18 protein-coding genes are annotated in these 15,228 nt (G+C 72.6%); 14 read left to right on the forward strand and 4 right to left on the reverse strand.

The annotated features are described in order from the left end of the window. Positions 1-29 precede the first annotated feature (29 nt). The 5 genes from nadA (at position 30) to E9228_RS12990 (ending at position 5,479) form a co-directional block, all read left to right on the forward strand. Positions 30-1,397, forward strand: a complete 1,368-nt coding sequence (nadA, locus tag E9228_RS12970; RefSeq protein ID WP_166780979.1) for a quinolinate synthase NadA — start codon at positions 30-32, stop codon at positions 1,395-1,397. A gap of 2 nt (positions 1,398-1,399) precedes the next feature. Continuing rightward, the gene (gene nadB, locus E9228_RS12975) at positions 1,400-3,031 is read left to right on the forward strand and encodes an L-aspartate oxidase (RefSeq protein ID WP_166780980.1); all 1,632 of its coding nucleotides are present in this window, start codon (positions 1,400-1,402) and stop codon (positions 3,029-3,031) included. Then, positions 3,028-3,984, forward strand: a complete 957-nt coding sequence (gene nadC, locus E9228_RS12980; RefSeq protein WP_166780981.1) for a carboxylating nicotinate-nucleotide diphosphorylase — start codon at positions 3,028-3,030, stop codon at positions 3,982-3,984. The genes nadB and nadC overlap by 4 nt, the downstream gene beginning before the upstream one ends. 9 nt (positions 3,985-3,993) lie before the next feature. Then, the gene (locus E9228_RS12985; RefSeq protein WP_166780982.1) at positions 3,994-5,133 is read left to right on the forward strand and encodes an aminotransferase class V-fold PLP-dependent enzyme; all 1,140 of its coding nucleotides are present in this window, start codon (positions 3,994-3,996) and stop codon (positions 5,131-5,133) included. Positions 5,134-5,215: 82 nt separating this feature from the next. Then, positions 5,216-5,479, forward strand: a complete 264-nt coding sequence (locus E9228_RS12990) for a hypothetical protein (RefSeq protein ID WP_166780983.1) — start codon at positions 5,216-5,218, stop codon at positions 5,477-5,479. A gap of 186 nt (positions 5,480-5,665) precedes the next feature. On the opposite strand, the gene E9228_RS12995 is transcribed toward E9228_RS12990, so the two are convergent. Beyond that, positions 5,666-6,130, reverse strand: a complete 465-nt coding sequence (locus E9228_RS12995) for an MSMEG_6728 family protein (RefSeq protein WP_166780984.1) — start codon at positions 6,128-6,130, stop codon at positions 5,666-5,668. Positions 6,131-6,235: 105 nt separating this feature from the next. Between E9228_RS12995 and E9228_RS13000 the strand changes: the two genes are divergently transcribed. Then, on the forward strand, positions 6,236-6,832 hold the full coding sequence (locus E9228_RS13000) for an NAD(P)H-dependent oxidoreductase (protein WP_166780985.1): 597 nt from the start codon (positions 6,236-6,238) through the stop codon (positions 6,830-6,832). A 40-nt stretch (positions 6,833-6,872) separates the two neighbouring features. Here E9228_RS13000 and aroQ read toward each other — a convergent pair whose 3' ends face one another. After that, positions 6,873-7,307 carry a type II 3-dehydroquinate dehydratase gene (gene aroQ / locus E9228_RS13005; protein WP_166780986.1) on the reverse strand — a complete coding sequence of 145 codons (435 nt, stop codon included), beginning with the start codon at positions 7,305-7,307 and terminating at the stop codon, positions 6,873-6,875. Positions 7,308-7,445: 138 nt separating this feature from the next. On the opposite strand from aroQ, the gene E9228_RS13010 reads away from it, so the two are divergent. The 4 genes from E9228_RS13010 to E9228_RS13025 all read left to right on the forward strand — a co-directional run bounded on the left by E9228_RS13010 (position 7,446) and on the right by E9228_RS13025 (position 10,736). After that, positions 7,446-9,116, forward strand: coding sequence for a sodium:solute symporter family protein (locus tag E9228_RS13010; RefSeq protein ID WP_166780987.1), 1,671 nt, complete (start codon positions 7,446-7,448; stop codon positions 9,114-9,116). A 24-nt stretch (positions 9,117-9,140) separates the two neighbouring features. Next, on the forward strand, positions 9,141-9,479 hold the full coding sequence (locus E9228_RS13015; protein ID WP_208386163.1) for a hypothetical protein: 339 nt from the start codon (positions 9,141-9,143) through the stop codon (positions 9,477-9,479). Positions 9,480-9,644: 165 nt separating this feature from the next. Beyond that, positions 9,645-10,037: a VOC family protein gene (locus E9228_RS13020; RefSeq protein ID WP_166780988.1), complete on the forward strand. Its 393-nt coding sequence runs from the start codon at positions 9,645-9,647 to the stop codon at positions 10,035-10,037. 102 nt (positions 10,038-10,139) lie between these two features. After that, positions 10,140-10,736: a DNA-3-methyladenine glycosylase I gene (locus E9228_RS13025; RefSeq protein WP_166780989.1), complete on the forward strand. Its 597-nt coding sequence runs from the start codon at positions 10,140-10,142 to the stop codon at positions 10,734-10,736. A gap of 1 nt (position 10,737) precedes the next feature. On the opposite strand, the gene E9228_RS13030 is transcribed toward E9228_RS13025, so the two are convergent. After that, the gene (locus E9228_RS13030; RefSeq protein ID WP_166780990.1) at positions 10,738-11,556 is read right to left on the reverse strand and encodes a LysR family transcriptional regulator substrate-binding protein; all 819 of its coding nucleotides are present in this window, start codon (positions 11,554-11,556) and stop codon (positions 10,738-10,740) included. 33 nt (positions 11,557-11,589) lie between these two features. On the opposite strand from E9228_RS13030, the gene E9228_RS13035 reads away from it, so the two are divergent. From E9228_RS13035 to E9228_RS17615, 3 genes are read left to right on the forward strand one after another with little or no spacing between them, the layout of a single operon-like run. After that, complete coding sequence (locus E9228_RS13035; RefSeq protein ID WP_166780991.1) at positions 11,590-11,967, forward strand: DUF5997 family protein; 378 nt, start codon at positions 11,590-11,592, stop codon at positions 11,965-11,967. A gap of 8 nt (positions 11,968-11,975) precedes the next feature. Next, complete coding sequence (locus E9228_RS13040; RefSeq protein WP_166780992.1) at positions 11,976-12,485, forward strand: hypothetical protein; 510 nt, start codon at positions 11,976-11,978, stop codon at positions 12,483-12,485. A gap of 19 nt (positions 12,486-12,504) precedes the next feature. Continuing rightward, positions 12,505-13,035, forward strand: coding sequence for a winged helix-turn-helix transcriptional regulator (locus tag E9228_RS17615; protein WP_166780993.1), 531 nt, complete (start codon positions 12,505-12,507; stop codon positions 13,033-13,035). Positions 13,036-13,096: 61 nt separating this feature from the next. On the opposite strand, the gene E9228_RS13050 is transcribed toward E9228_RS17615, so the two are convergent. Then, the gene (locus tag E9228_RS13050; protein ID WP_341849889.1) at positions 13,097-13,528 is read right to left on the reverse strand and encodes a GNAT family N-acetyltransferase; all 432 of its coding nucleotides are present in this window, start codon (positions 13,526-13,528) and stop codon (positions 13,097-13,099) included. Positions 13,529-13,647: 119 nt separating this feature from the next. On the opposite strand from E9228_RS13050, the gene E9228_RS13055 reads away from it, so the two are divergent. Beyond that, positions 13,648-15,171, forward strand: coding sequence for a hypothetical protein (locus E9228_RS13055; RefSeq protein WP_166780849.1), 1,524 nt, complete (start codon positions 13,648-13,650; stop codon positions 15,169-15,171). The last annotated feature ends 57 nt before the right edge of the window (positions 15,172-15,228 follow it).

Below are 15,228 nucleotides of genomic sequence, written 5' to 3' on the forward strand. Positions count from 1 at the left end.
CCATCCCCTGACCTGAGACGGGAACCGCCGTGTCCATCGCGACCACCATCGAACTGATCTCCAACGGCCGGGCTGCCGGCGCCACCTGCACGCCCGACCTTGCCGCACCCACCTGGGACTTCGACACCGTCCCCGGCTACGGCCCCGGATCGTCGATGTCCGACGTCATCCCGACGTCGGCCCCACGGCAGGGCGTCATCCCCGACGAGTACCGGAACGCCCCGGACGACGAGCTCCACGAGCGCATCGAGCGGGCGAAGGCGACGCTGGGGGACCGGGTGGTCGTCCTCGGGCACTTCTACCAGCGGGACGAGGTCGTCCGGCACGCGGACTTCCTGGGCGACTCGTTCCAGCTCGCCAACGCGGCGCTGACGAAGCCCGACGCCGAGGCCATCGTCTTCTGCGGCGTGCACTTCATGGCGGAGACGGCCGACATCCTCGCCCGCGACGACCAGCGGGTGATCCTGCCGAACCTGGCCGCCGGCTGCTCGATGGCGGACATGGCCGACATCGACAGCGTCGAGGCCGCCTGGGCCGAGCTCACGGCGCTCTACGGCACCGAGCCCGACGCCGACGGCCGTGTCCCGGTCATCCCCGTCACGTACATGAACTCGGCCGCCGACCTCAAGGCGTTCTGCGGGCGGAACGGCGGCATCGTCTGCACGTCCTCGAACGCCGCGACGGTCCTCGAGTGGGCGTTCGAGCGGGGGCAGCGCGTGCTGTTCTTCCCCGACCAGCACCTGGGGCGCAACACCGCGAAGGCGATGGGCATCAGCACGGACCGGATGCCGATGTGGAACCCACGACTGGCCGGCGGCGGCAACACCGCGGCGGAACTCCTCGAGGCGCAGGTCGTCCTGTGGCACGGCTTCTGCTCGGTGCACCGACGCTTCACCGTCGACCAGATCGCGCAGGCCCGTCGGGAGCACCCGGGCGTCCAGGTGATCGTGCACCCGGAGTGCCCGATGGCCGTCGTCGACGCAGCCGACGTCGCGGGCAGCACGGACCTGATCCGGAAGACGGTCGCCGCGGCCACCGAGCCGACGACCTTCGCGATCGGCACCGAGATCAACATGGTGAACCGCCTGGCGGCCGAGTACCCGCAGCACACGATCTTCTGCCTGGACCCGGTCGTCTGCCCCTGCTCGACGATGTACCGGATCCACCCGGGCTACCTCGCCTGGGTGCTCGAGGCGCTCGTCCGCGGTGAGGTCCTCAACGAGATCGTGGTGCCCGCCGCCGTGCAGATCGACGCGAAGGTCGCCCTCGAGCGGATGCTCGCCGCCAAGCCCCGTCCCCTCGCCGGCCAGCGGGACCCGGGCCCGGCCGCCACCGGCACGGCCGCGCCCAGCGCTGCCGCCACCGGCACGGCCGCGACCACCACCGTCCGGGCCTGACGATGCACGTCGTCGTCGTCGGGTCGGGCATCGCCGGCCTCACCGCCGCCATCCGTGCCAGCGCCGTGCACGACGTGACCCTCGTCACGAAGGGCGCCCTGGCCGACGGCGCCACGGCGCGCGCCCAGGGCGGCATCGCGGTGGCGCTCGGGGCGGACGACTCCGCCGCCCTGCACGAGCACGACACGCACGTCGCGGCCGCCGGCAGCGCCGACGCCCGCGCCGTGGACGTCCTCTGCACCGACGGCCCGGCGCGGGTCCGCGACCTGCTCGCACTCGGCGTGCCGTTCGACCGCAGCACCGACCCGACGACCCTCGACCGGTACTGCGACGACCTGGCCCGTGGACGCGAGGCGGCACACACGCGCTGGCGGGTCCTGCACGCCGACGGGGACGCGACCGGTGCCGCGGTGGAACGGACCCTCGTCGCCGCCCTGCACCGCCGACACGTCACGATCCTCGAGCGCACCTGCCTCACCGACCTCGTGGTCCGCGACGGTCAGGTCGTCGGCATCGACGTCCTCGACCTCCTCGGCGAGCCCCGGCGGCTCGACGCGGACGCGGTGCTGATCGCCTCCGGGGGCGCCGGGCACCTGTACCGCGAGACGACGAACCCGCTCGTCGCGACCGGGGACGGCACGGCAGCCGCCTGGCGGGCCGGGGCCGTCCTCGCCGACCTCGAGTTCGTCCAGTTCCACCCGACCCGCCTTGCGGTGCCGGACGGCGGCCTGGTCTCCGAGGCCGTCCGAGGCGAGGGCGCCGTCCTCCGTGACGCGACCGGACACCGCTTCATGACCGACGTGCACCCCGACGCCGAGCTCGCCCCGCGGGACGTCGTCGCGCGTGGGATCGCGGCGGCGATGCGGACGCAGCGCGGCCTGCCGGTCCTCCTCGACGCGACCGGCCTCGACCCCGACTTCCTCGTCGGACGCTTCCCGGGGCTCACCCGCGCGACCCGCGCGGCCGGCTTCGACTGGACGCGCGAGGGCGTCCCGGTCGCCCCGGCCGCGCACTACGCGATGGGCGGGATCGCGACGGACACGGAGGGCCGTACCAGCCTCCCGGGTCTCCTCGCCGTCGGTGAGGCCGCCTGCACCGGCGTGCACGGCGCCAACCGACTGGCGTCGAACTCGCTGCTCGAAGGGCTCGTCTTCGCGGTCCGCGCGGCGGACGCCCTCGGCGCACCGCGACCGGGTCGGCTCCGGCTGCGGGGCGACGCGACGCTCGTCCCGACCGTCGTCCCCGCCGTCGTCGACCGGACGGGAGGCGCCACCCGCCCCGGTCCGGACGCCCCCGTCCGGCAGGCGCTGCAGTCCGTCATGACCGACCACGTCGGCCTGCTCCGTGACGCGGCCGGGCTCGCCGGCGCGCGCGCTGCCCTGTCCGGACTCTCCGCCCCCGGACCGATGACCGTCCGGGACGCCGAGGACCGCGCGCTGCTCGACCTCGCCCGGCTCACGGCCCTCGCGGCCGAGGCCCGCACGGAGTCCCGCGGTGCCCACGCCCGCACCGACCACCCGGACACCGACCCGACCGCACCGGCGACGAACGCCTGGGTCACGGCGACCCCCGCGCCCGCCACCGCCGTGCCCGGACCCCTCCGACCGTCCGCCCGACAGGGAGCACTCGCATGACCACCACGACGCCCACCACGACGCCCGCCACCACCACACCCGCCACCGACGCGACCACCACGACCACGCTGTCGGCCGCCGCGGTCCCCGACCCGGGCACGATCCCGCCGCACGCGCTCCGCCGGGTCATCGAGACCGCCCTCGAGGAGGACGCGCCCTGGGGGGACGTCACGAGCGAGACGCTGATCCCCGCCTCGGCCACCGCGACCGCGACCCTGGCGGCCCGCGAACCCGGTGTGCTCGCGGGCGGCGAGGTCTTCGTCGCGGTGATGCACGCCGTCGACCCGGGCCTGGTCGTCGCGCTCGCCCTCCGCGACGGCGCCGCCTTCGCCGCCGGGGACGTCATCGCCAGCGTCACCGGGTCGGCCCGCTCGGTGCTCCGGGCCGAGCGGGTGGCGCTGAACCTGGTCCAGCGGATGTCCGGCATCGCCACCCTGACCGCTCGGTACGTCGACGCCACGGTCGGCACCGGCGCGCGGATCGTCGACACCCGGAAGACCACGCCCGGCCTCCGCGCACTCGAACGGCACGCGGTCCGGTGCGGGGGCGGGCACAACCACCGCACGTCCCTGTCCGACGCGGTGCTCGCGAAGGACAACCACCTGGCCGTGCTGCTCGCCGAGGGGGTCGGCATCGGGGACGCGATCCGCGCCGCACGGGCCCGGCTCGGCCACACCGTGCACCTCGAGGTGGAGGTCGACCGGATCGACCAGATCGAAGCCGTCGTCAGCGCCGGCGTCGACACGATCATGCTCGACAACTTCACCGTGCCGATGCTCGACGAGGGCGTCGCGCTCGTGGCCGGACGGGCGCTCGTCGAGGCCTCGGGCGGGGTGTCCCTCGAGACGGTCGCCGCGATCGCCGCCACCGGGGTCGACATCGTCTCCGTCGGTGCCCTGACCCACTCGGCGCGGGCACTCGACCTCGGGCTCGACGTCGACGTCACCGCCTGAGGGCCGGCCGTGTTCTACCTCGACCGTGCCGCCACCACGCCGGTCCGCCGCGAGGTGCTCGAGGCGATGTGGCCCTACCTGACCGGCACGTTCGGCAACCCGTCCTCGACCCACGGCATCGGCGACGCCGCAGCCCGGGGCCTCGCCGCCGCGCGGTCGGTCGTCGCCGGAGCGCTCGGCTGCCGCCCCGGCGAGGTCGTCTTCACGGGCGGTGGCACCGAGGGTGCGAACACCGCGGTCAAGGGCATCGCGCTCGCCACACCCCGGGGTCGCCACGTCGTCACGAGCGCGATCGAGCACGAGGCCGTCCTCGAGAGCTGCCGGTACCTCGAACGGTTCCACGGCTTCGACCTGACGGTGCTCCCGGTGGAGCCGGACGGCACCGTGACGCCGGACACCCTGCGCGCCGCCCTCCGACCCGACACCACGCTCGTCTCGATCGCGCACGCCGACAACGAGATCGGCACGGTGCAGGACGTCACCCGGCTCGCCGCGGTCGCCCACGAGGTCGGGGCGCGCTTCCACACCGACGCCGTGCAGTCGGCTCCCTGGTTGCCGGTCGGCCTCGACGTCCTCGGGGTCGACGCGGTCTCGGTCTCCGGTCACAAGCTGGGCGCCACGAAGGGGACCGGCGCGCTCGCCGTCCGTGCCGGGGTGCAGCTCGAACCGCTCGTGCACGGCGGCGGGCAGGAGCGTGGGCGCCGCTCGGGCACCGAGGACGTCGCCGGTGCCGTGGGGCTCGCCGCGGCCTGGGGGAGTGTCCTCGTCGAGCGGGATGCCGCCGCGGCCCACGCCGCGACCGTCCGGGACGTCGTCGTCGCCGGGGTGCTCGACCGGGTGCCGGGCGCGCTGCTCACCGGGTCGGCCGACCGCCGCCTGCCCGGTCACGCCTCCTTCTGCTTCCCCGGGGTGCACGGCGAGACGGTGCTGCTCGAACTCGAACGACGTGACGTCGTGTCCTCGTCCGGCAGCGCCTGTGCCGCCGGCAGCACCGACGCGTCGCACGTGCTGACCGCCCTGGGCCTCCCGGACGACCTGGCACGTTCGGCGGTCCGGCTGACGTTCGACGCGACCCTCACCACGGCGGACGCCGGGGCCGTCGTGGAGGCCGTGGTGGCGGCCGTCTCGGCCGTCCGGTCGCTCGCCTGACGCGGTGTACTAGACGTTCTACTCCATGTCTGGGGCCGTGTCCCCCCTATTGCGGACAAGCGCTGTCGTCCAGAGTGGAGGCATGGCGAACGCGACGACATCGACGGTGACGCAGGACGACCGCTTCCGTGCGGTCCAGCTCCTGCCCGCGCCGGCGACCCTCCTCGCGCTCGCCGTCGGTGCCGGGCAGGGCCTCGAGGCCGGCCCGCTCGCGGTCGTCGCCGCCGTCGGTGTCCTCGCGACGCTGGCCAGCGCACTCCTGCCCGCGCAGCTCGCGCACGCCGGACGCCCGATGCCCGCCCCCGCCGAGTCCGATCGGTACCGAGAGGACCGGATCCGGAACTGACCCTGGAACCCGCACCGTCCCTCCCGGCGGTGCACCGGACCGGACGCATCCCCTGATGCGCGTCCGGCCGGGACCCCGGCCCCTGCCGGGCCGTCCCGGAACGACCGGGCCTGCCGTGCCTTCGGGACCATCGACCCCTGAACGATGTGTCCCGTTCCCCTGAGGGCGCGGTGGGCTCGGTCCCGCTCAGGCGGTCGTGCGGTGCTCCACCGTGCCGGGCCAGACGTAGTCCAGGTCGTCCGGCACGTCCGGGAACAGCGGGCGGTAGTGCTCCGGGGCCTTCTGCACCAGCTTCGACCGGTGCGACAGGTGCACGCGCTCGTCCGTGTTCCACGAGGGCACCTCGAAGTCGCCGCGCTCGTACGCCGTCAGGTCCTCGGGGACGAGTGCCAGGTCGGCCAGTGTCTTCTCGAGGCAGGTGTCGGCGTGCCCGCGCTCGAGCCACACCCGGCACGTGGCGTCCTGGTAGGCCATCAGCGCCGGTCGGAAGCCGCGCCACATCGCCGTCACCGGGTGGTGCTGCCAGCCGTAGTCCGGCAGGGTCAGCGCGCGCATCACCTGCAGGGTCTCGACCCGCTGCTTGCCGAGGCGCTTGTCGTCGAGGACCTCGGCGGAGGCGCGGAAGTCAGCGAACGGCAGGAAGGTCTGCATCTGCCGGACGGTACGCCCGAGTGCCCGGGAGCGCGCCGGTCACCGTGCCGACACATGTCGTCACATCGACGACCGGCTCGTGCGAGGCGTGTGAGCATCGACCGCATGAGCAGTTCCCTCGTCGTCGGGGTCAGTGGCAGCCCGTCCGACCCGTCCCGCACCTCGACCCTCGTCGCCGCGACCGTCGACCGGCTCGCCGCCGAGCTGCCGGACGCCGAGACCGTGATCGTCGAGATCGGCCCGCTGCTGGCCGACCTCGGCGCCGCCGTCGACCGCGAGCACATGTCGGACGCCACCCGGGCAGCGCTCGAGGCCGTCGAGGCAGCCGACGTCCTGGTCGTCGGCAGCCCGGCGTTCCGTGCGGCCTACTCGGGGGCGTTCAAGCTCTTCTTCGACTGGATCGGCCAGTACGACCTGGTCGACACCCCGGTGCTGCTCACCGCGACCGGGGGGAGCGACCGACACGCGCTCCTCGTCGAGCACCAGATGCGGCCGCTGTTCGGGTTCTTCCAGTCGACGACGCTGCCGCTGGCGGTGTTCGGCAACGAGCGGGACTTCGACAAGCGCGTCGGCGGCTACGACATCGCGAGCATCGACCTCGAGCTGCGGATCGACCAGGCCGTCCGTCGGGCGCTGCCGATCATCCGCGGCGGGTTCGTGGCGGCGGGCGTCGACGAGGTGCGGCGGCCCGCGGAGTTCTGACGCGCCTCCCGGCCGGACGCCGGCGTGCGACCCGGCGGCGTCAGCCGCGGAGGAGCGCGGCGACGTGCGCGACCGCCAGCCGGTACCCGTCGGCTCCCGCGCCGGCGATGACCGCGGTCGCCGCCGTCGCGACGTGGTCGACGTGCCGGAACGGCTCGCGCTTCCACGTGTTCGACAGGTGCACCTCGACCACGGGGACGCTCAGTGCCTCCACCGCGTCGTGCAGCGCGACCGAGGTGTGCGCGTAGGCGGCCGGGTTGATGACGACGGCGTCGTGGTCGTCGAGCGCCTCGTGCAGCCAGTCGACGAGTTCGCCCTCGCGGTTCGTCTGCCGGAAGTCGACCTCGTGCCCGTGCTCGGCGGCCTCGGCGCGGACGATGGCCTCGAGGTCGGCGAGCGTCACGGTGCCGTACTGCGCCGGGTCCCGGCGGCCGAGGATGTCCAGGTTCGGGCCGTTGAGGACGAGGATGCGCATGCGCCGAGCCTACCGAGGGTCCTGATCCGGCGGGCCCGCCCGGTGCATGCCCCGGCTATGTGAACGGTCACATCGCGTGTAACGTCTTCGTCCGGGTCGGCAGAGTTGTCGGCTGCAACACATCGACGGAGAGTGTGAATGGTCCTCGCAGCAGCGAACAGCGGGATCCGGCTCGACTTGGGCTGGGTCGACTACTTGATGATCCTCGTGTACTTCGGGGTGGTCATCTGGATCGGGTTCACGGCTCGGCGGCAGGTCCGCACGAGCATGGACTTCTTCCTCTCGGGCAGGTCCATGCCCGCGTGGATCACGGGCCTGGCGTTCGTGTCCGCGAACCTCGGCGCCACCGAGATCCTCGGCATGGCGGCCAACGGCGCCCAGATCGGCATGGCGACGCTGCACTACTACCTCATCGGTGCCGTGCCCGCGATGGTCTTCCTCGGCCTCGTGATGATGCCCTTCTACTACGGCTCGAAGGTCCGCAGCGTGCCGGAGTTCATGCTCCGCCGCTTCGGCAAGGCCCCGCACCTCGTCAACGCGATCGCGTTCGCGGTGTCGAACGTCCTCATCGCCGGCATCAACCTCTACGCGATGGCGATCGTCATCGAGGCGATGCTCGGCTGGCCGGAGTGGCTCGCCATCATCGTGTCCGCCGGCTTCGTGCTGGCCTACATCACCCTCGGTGGGCTCTCGAGCGCGATCTACAACGAGGTCATGCAGTTCTTCGTGATCCTCGCCGGCCTCATCCCGCTGACGATCGTCGGCCTCCACCGCGTCGGCGGCTGGAGCGGGCTGACCGAGGCCATCAAGCAGACCCAGGGCGTGCAGCACCTGCAGACCTGGGCCGGCACGGGCATCGGCAACGTCACGAACCCGATCGGGGCGAACTGGCTCGCGATCGTGCTCGGTCTGGGCTTCGTGCTGTCGTTCGGCTACTGGACGACGAACTTCACCGAGGTGCAGCGCGCGTTCTCGGCGAAGAACATGTCGGCTGCCCGCCGCACCCCGCTGATCGCCGCGATCCCGAAGCTCTTCATCCCGTTCATCGTCGTCGTCCCCGGCCTCATCGCCGCCGCCGTCGTCGGGAACCAGTTCGCCGACGGCACGCTGACCTACAACGACGCGATCCCGAAGCTCATCCAGATGTACCTGCCGACCGGTGTGCTCGGTGTCGCCGTGACGGGCCTCCTGGCCTCGTTCATGGCCGGCATGGCGGCGAACGTCTCGAGCTTCAACACGGTCTTCACGTACGACATCTGGCAGCGCTACATCAAGCCGAACATGCCCGACCTGCACTACCTGAAGACCGGCCGCTGGGTCACCGTCGTCGGTGTCGTCGTCGGTGTCGGCACGGCGTTCCTCGCCGCCCAGGCCGGCAACATCATGACCTACATGCAGACGCTGTTCTCGTTCTTCAACGCGCCGCTGTTCGCCGTCTTCATCCTCGGCCTGCTCTGGAAGCGGATGACGACGCAGGGCGCGCTGTGGGGCTACGTCCTCGGCATCATCACCCCGACGATCACCTGGATCGCCTACCTGGTGGACCCGGACCTGTTCTCGACCGCCACGGCCGAGACCATGTACGGCGCGATCATCTCGTTCGTCACGGTGATCATCGTCGCCGTCGCGGTCTCGATGTTCACGAAGCCGAAGGACGTCTCCGAGCTCGGCGGCCTGGTCTACGGCATCGGCAAGATCGACATGAGCGCGGGCGCCGTCGCCACCGACACCGCCTGGTACCGCTCCCCGGCGCTGCTCGGCACGGTCGCCCTCGTGCTCTGCGTCGTCCTCTACCTGCCGTTCCTCTGATCCGGACCCCGAAGGAGACCATCCATGGCTGACACCACCACCCCCTCGGGCTCGTTGACCGAGGACGAGAAGGCGGCACTGGTCCGCTCCACCCGTCGCCTCGACCTGCGCCGCATCCTCGGCGGACTGTTCCTGCTCTACGGCGTCATCACGACCATCGTCGGGATCGTGCACTGGGAAAGCGACCCGAAGATGACCGGCGGCATCCACATCAACCTGTGGGTCGGGCTGGCGATGCTCGCCGCCGGCCTGCTGTTCTTCCTCTGGGACCGCCTCGCACCGGTGCCGGCCGAGGACATCGTCGGACAGGCCGAGGCCGAGGCCCACCAGCGCGCCGCCGGCGAAGGCCGCGACCTGGGTTAGGCAGGGCGGTCGCCCTGGCGACCCACGGACGGACGGGAGGCGCGGTACCAGCTGGTACCGCGCCTCCCGTCCGTCGTCGTACCGGCCGGCAGGTCGGTTCCGCCACGGAACGGTTGCGGACCGGGGCCGGTCGGGCCAGGTTGGTCACGACGGAAGGGACCCCACATGTCGACCATGGTGTTCATCAACTTGCCGGTGTCCGACCTGGCGCGGGCGACCGCGTTCTACCAGGCGCTCGGCTACCCCCTCAACCCGGTGTTCAGCGACGACACCGCCTCGAGCATCGTCGTGAGCGACACGGTGTACGTGATGCTCCTGACGCACGTGAAGTTCTCGGAGTTCACCGACAAGGCGATCGCCGCGCCGGACACGATCGAGGTCATCAACTCCCTCAGCGCCGAGACGAAGGAGGAGGTGCACCGGATCGTCGACGCGGCCGTCGAGGCCGGCGGGACCGAGGACCGGCCGGAGATGGACCTCGGGTTCATGTTCCAGCGGAGCTTCACCGATCCCGACGGCCACCGCTGGGAGTACGTCTGGATGGACCCCGCCGACTGACCCCTCGCAAAACGCAACCCCGGCGACACTGCGCAACGGAGTACCGCTGCGAGGAAGCGCCGGGGTTGCGTTTTGCGGAGGGGGCGACGGCAGGATGGGGGGATGACCGACGATCTCGTGCCCGGCGAGGACGGCCTCGCCCGGCCGCTCTGGGCATCGACCGACCCGATGCTCCGCGACTACTACGACACCGAGTGGGGGATGCCGGTCCGTGACGAACGCGGCGTCTTCGAACGGCTCTCACTCGAGGCGTTCCAGTCCGGGCTGTCGTGGCGCACCATCCTGGCGAAGCGGCCGGCGTTCCGGGCGGCGTTCGCCGACTTCGACCCCGACGTCGTCGCCGGCTTCGGGGACGAGGACGTCGCTCGGCTGCTCGGGGACGCGGGCATCGTCCGGAACCGCGCGAAGATCGCGGCGACGATCACCAACGCGAACGCCACCGTCGCGCTGCGGGCGGACGGGGGACTGGCCGACTTCGTGTGGTCCTTCCGACCGGCTGACACGCCACGGCCCCGCACCGCGGCCGAGGTCCCGACGACCAGTCCGGAGTCGACCGCGCTGTCGAAGGCGCTGCGGAAGCGCGGGTTCGCCTTCGTCGGACCGACCACCATGCACGCCCTCATGGAGGCACTGGGCATCGTCGACACGCACCTGCTCGGCAGCCACCGACGGGCGACGTCAGGCATCTGGCCCGACTGAGTCAGCGGTTGCCCTTCGAGCCGCGCTTCGGCTTGCCGGACATGCCGCGCGGAGTCCGACCACGACCGGTGGAGTTCTTGCCGCCGCCGCTCTTCGCCCCGGTGCCCTTCGTGGCACTCCGCTTGGCGACCGTCTTCGCGTTCGCCGCCGTGGCCTTGCCGCCGGCCGCGTTGTTGCCGGACGACTTCCCGCCGGTCGTCCTGCCACCACTCGCCTGGCGTGCGCCGTCCTGCTCGTCAGGATCCGTGCCTCCCGGCTGGTCCGGCTGCTGCCGTGAGCTGTTCGCGGTCCGGCCGCGGACGACGCCGATGAACTCCTCGGTGAGTTCCGAGGCGTCCTCGCCGCGCCAGACGAGCGCGACACGCGTGCCGGGGGAGCCGGCGAGCGGCCGGGAGACGAGGGACTTTCGGCTCTCGGCACGGAAGAGGGACTGGGGGAGGACGACGACGCCGACGTTCGCCTCGACCAGGTCGAGCGCTGCCGCGACGTCCGACGGCACCGGACCGGCGTCGAGGACGGTGACCTCGGCCAGGTCCGCCTCGGTGACCTCGTCGAGGTCGGCGAGGGGGGAGTCCTTCGGGGCGGCGACCACCGCGGTCTCGGTCCACAGCGGGATCGCGTGCGGCTGCTCGCCCTCGGCCCGCTCGGGCACCGGCATCCGCGCGAAGACCATGTCGGCATCGCCCTCGATGGCGTCGAGGACCCCGTCCGCGGAGACCGGCATGAGGACCAGGTCGACGTCCGGCCGGCGCTGACGCCAGACCCGTACCCACTTGGCGGGGGAGACCCCGGGTACGAAGGCGATGGAGAGCGCGGTCATGCAGTCGAGCATACGGGCCGTACTCTGGTCACCATGGCCCAGGAACAGACCATGAAGCCCGAGACCGCTGCCAAGAAGCTCGGCATCCTCCTCTCGGCGACGCCCGAGTCGTTCCGTGCGGGCCCGATCGCTCGCACGACGTTCGACGAACTGCAGAGCGAACCGCCGACGTGGTTGCAGGACCTCCGTCGTGACGGGCCGCACCCGCGCCCGGTCGTCGCCGCGCGCCTCGGGGTCTCGATCTCCGGCCTGGCCCGTGCCGGTGTGGACGACGTCCTCACGACCGAGCAGATCAAGCGGCTGCTGCAGGACATGCCCGCGTGGCTCGTGCAGGAGCGTTCCACCCAGGCCGCGGTCCGCACCGAGAACGTGCGCGTGAAGCAGGAGCGCGCCGCCCGCACCGAGGGCTGACCCCACCCGTGCACGGGACCGTCGCCGACGCCATGCTCGTCGTGCCGCAGTTCGCCTCGGTGTGCTGCATCGTCGGCGACCGGTACCGTCCGCGGCCCGGCGTGATCGTCCCCGCGGCAGTGATGCTCGTCGCGATGGTGATGCCCGTCGTCCAGGCCGGTGCGTCGTGGACGATCCTGGCCGCGGCGCTGCTGCTGTTCCTCGCACCGATGCCCGTGATGCGCCGACGTCGGCGGGACGGTCGTCGCGCCGAGCCGATGGACGTGCACCGGGCGTTGTCCGCGGTCGTGATGGCGGGGATGCTGCTGATGGGGCATGCGTCCGAGCTCGCCGGCTCCGGGGTCCACGCGCACGCCCTGGTCCTGACCGCCGTGCTCGGTGCCGGGGTGATCGGCTACTGCGCCTTCAGCGGATGGCTGCTCCGGTACGAGTGGGCGCGTGAGGACCGGCGGGCCGTCCGGAGCGGCGAGGTGTTCGCGATGACCGTCGCCGTGGTCGGGATGACCCTGGCGATGTGAGCGGCGTTACGGTGGTGCCGTGTCCGACCGCATCGTCCGCCGACCCGACGCCCCACCGCCGCGCCTCGACGAGGTCGACGAGCGGATCCTCTGGGTCCTGGCCTCGGACGCCCGGATCCCGAACAACCGGCTCGCTGCCGCCGTCGGCATCGCACCATCGACGTGTCTCGTCCGGGTCCGGGCACTGGAGGACGCCGGCATCATCACCGGCTACCGTGCCGAGGTCGACATCGCTCGTCTCGGGTTCTCGATCGAGGCGATGGTCTCCGTGCGGGTGCACGCCGCCGCGCGACACGAACTGCGCGAGTTCGCGAAACGCCTGCTCCGGGTGCCGGTGGTGCTCGACGTGTCGTTCCTGGCCGGCGACAAGGACTTCCTCGTGCACATCGCCTGCACGTCCACCGAGCAGTTGCGGGACTTCGTCGCGGACGAGTTGAGCGGTGACCCGTCGGTCGCGACGACGCAGACCTCGATCGTGTTCGAGCGGCTCGTCGCCGACCGGGAGCACCAGGCCGGGTCGTACGGCGAACTGCGCCGCTGGCAGGCCTGAGCGCAGCGAGCGCAGTGACCGGAGCGGGCGCAGCGGGCGCAGCGGGCGCTGCGGGCGCAGGTCAGCGCGTCCGGACCATCGGGGTGTGCGGGATCGCGTCCTCGAGGAAGTCCTCACCCGAGCGCACGAAGCCGAACTGCGCGTACCACTCGCCGAGGTGCGCCTGCGCGTTGATGCTGATCCGCTCGGACCGGCTCTCGGCGATCGCGGCCTCCATGAGTGCGGCGCCGAGGCCCTTCCCGCGGGCGTGTGCAGCCGTCGCGACACGGCCGATGCGCTCGGTGCCGTCGGGTTCACGGAGCAGCCGGAGCGTCGCGTCGACCGAACCGCTGCCGGCCCAGAACTGCACCGTGCCGGGCTCCAGGTCGCGGCCGTCGATGTCGTCGTAGGCGCACTCCTGCTCGACCACGAACACGTCCTGCCGCAGCCGGAGGATCTCGTGCAGGGTGACGACGTCGAGGTTGCGGGTGGGGGCACTGAAGGTCGAGGTCACGCCGTTTCCTGACTTTTTCTTGGGAATGGGTTCCGCACGATGCCCATCGAGGCGTACCGTGCCGGTCAACCACTCTACGTGCGCAGCCGAGATCAGGAGGTGAGCGCATGGACGCATCGATGCGTGCACCCCTGAACGCGGTCATCCGCTGGGCTCTCATGGCCTGCGGCACCGCGGCGGCACTGGTGCTGCTCTCGCTCGTCTTCGGTGCTCGGCCCGCTGCTGCGGCCGGCCCACTCGGCCTGGGTGGAGCGTCCCCGAGCAGCGCGCAGACGACCACGTCGCAGCGTCCGGACGGCCTGCTCGGCAGCGTTGTGTCCGGCGTCGGCGGAACCGTGGAGGGCGTCACACAGGGAGTCGGTCAGGCCGTCGGGAGCGTCGTCGCACCCGTCCGACAGGCTCCCGTACCAGCGGCTCCTGCGCCGGCTCCGGCCGCGCCGGCTCCGACCGCGCCGGCTCCGGTCGTACCCGCACCGGCGGCACCCGCCCCGGTCCCCGCTCCCGCAGCCCCGGCCCCGGCCCCGGCACCCGCAGCGCCGGCTCCGGCTCCGCACCCGTCGAGCCCCGTGATCCCGGCCCCGGCAGCACCGTCGCCGGCCACTCCGGTCGCCGCAGCGCCGACCCCCGCCGGTGCGCACTCCGGCTCCGCTGCAGCCCCGGCGCCGGCCTCGGACCGGCCTGCCGCGAAGCCCACGACCACACCCGCCACAGCACCGACGACCCGCCCGGGCACCTCGCTCGTCGGCGGCGTCCTGTCGGGCGTGAGCGCAGCCTCCCGGCCCGTCACCGACACCGTCGGATCGGTCCTCGACCCCGTCACCGGGGCCGTGCAGGGCGTCGCCGGTGACCGTCCGGTGACCGCGATCGTGGCCGTCGTCGACCGGGTGGTCGGGAGCCTCCCGGTCGTCGGCGGACTGCTCGGTGACGACACCGTCGGCGCGGTCACCGCGCCCGTCACGGGCGTCGTCGACGACACCCTCGGTTCGGTCGGCGAGGTCGTCGGCAGCGTGCCCGGCGTCGTCGCCCAGGTCCCCGACGTGGTCGGCGCCCTGCCCGGTGCGGGTGGCGGGCTCCTGCCGGGAGGCTCCCTCCCCGGTGTCGACGTCCCCCCGGTCCCCGTCGTGGTCGCCCCCGGTACCGGTGGCACGACCCTGCCGACGGCGCCGACCGGCTCCGTGCCTCCCGTCGTCGTCACAGCGCCTCCCGCGGCCGACGGGCGACCCGTCCAGGAGCCCACCCCGTCGACGACCGCGCTGGTCGCCCCGGGCGCAACAGCCGAGATCCTCACGCCGGACTCCCGGTCGACCGCGACGAACCCGTCCGTCGTCCGCTCGGGCACCGCGGCACTCGTCACAGGCCCGCTCGCCGACGAGTCGTCGTCGAACCCCCTGGCTGCCGCGACGATCGGCGGTCAGGCCCTGATCCTCCCGGACGGCGGCTCGCCGATGCGCGCACCGTTCGAGGGCGCCACCGGTGGCACCGCAGGCGGAACCGCCGCTGTTGGGTCGGGTGGCGCGACCGTGATCGGCACCGTCGGTGCCGACGCAGAGACCTCCCCCCTCGCCGCGGGACACCGCGGTCCGGTCACCGACGAGGCGCTCCCGGCGTCGCTCGTCGGCGACCACGACGTCGCCCCTGATTGAGATCGGTGCACCTGCCCGCCATGGCAGGACGCACCATAGACCGCCCCGTGCGGTCGA

The organism is Curtobacterium salicis (assembly GCF_011759505.1).
In the GTDB taxonomy this organism is placed as follows: Bacteria; Actinomycetota; Actinomycetes; order Actinomycetales; family Microbacteriaceae; genus Curtobacterium; species Curtobacterium salicis.

What these genes read in the sequence shown, in the direction of transcription:
- nadB (WP_166780980.1), top strand. Translation starts at nt 1,400, where the DNA reads ATGCACGTCGTCGTCGTCGGGTCGGGCATCGCCGGCCTCACCGCCGCC.
- nadC (WP_166780981.1), top strand. Translation starts at nt 3,028, where the DNA reads ATGACCACCACGACGCCCACCACGACGCCCGCCACCACCACACCCGCC.
- E9228_RS12990 (WP_166780983.1), top strand. Translation starts at nt 5,216, where the DNA reads ATGGCGAACGCGACGACATCGACGGTGACGCAGGACGACCGCTTCCGT.
- E9228_RS12995 (WP_166780984.1), bottom strand. Translation starts at nt 6,130, where the DNA reads ATGCAGACCTTCCTGCCGTTCGCTGACTTCCGCGCCTCCGCCGAGGTC.
- E9228_RS13000 (WP_166780985.1), top strand. Translation starts at nt 6,236, where the DNA reads ATGAGCAGTTCCCTCGTCGTCGGGGTCAGTGGCAGCCCGTCCGACCCG.
- aroQ (WP_166780986.1), bottom strand. Translation starts at nt 7,307, where the DNA reads ATGCGCATCCTCGTCCTCAACGGCCCGAACCTGGACATCCTCGGCCGC.
- E9228_RS13010 (WP_166780987.1), top strand. Translation starts at nt 7,446, where the DNA reads ATGGTCCTCGCAGCAGCGAACAGCGGGATCCGGCTCGACTTGGGCTGG.
- E9228_RS13015 (WP_208386163.1), top strand. Translation starts at nt 9,141, where the DNA reads ATGGCTGACACCACCACCCCCTCGGGCTCGTTGACCGAGGACGAGAAG.
- E9228_RS13020 (WP_166780988.1), top strand. Translation starts at nt 9,645, where the DNA reads ATGTCGACCATGGTGTTCATCAACTTGCCGGTGTCCGACCTGGCGCGG.
- E9228_RS13025 (WP_166780989.1), top strand. Translation starts at nt 10,140, where the DNA reads ATGACCGACGATCTCGTGCCCGGCGAGGACGGCCTCGCCCGGCCGCTC.
- E9228_RS13030 (WP_166780990.1), bottom strand. Translation starts at nt 11,556, where the DNA reads ATGACCGCGCTCTCCATCGCCTTCGTACCCGGGGTCTCCCCCGCCAAG.
- E9228_RS13035 (WP_166780991.1), top strand. Translation starts at nt 11,590, where the DNA reads ATGGCCCAGGAACAGACCATGAAGCCCGAGACCGCTGCCAAGAAGCTC.
- E9228_RS13055 (WP_166780849.1), top strand. Translation starts at nt 13,648, where the DNA reads ATGCGTGCACCCCTGAACGCGGTCATCCGCTGGGCTCTCATGGCCTGC.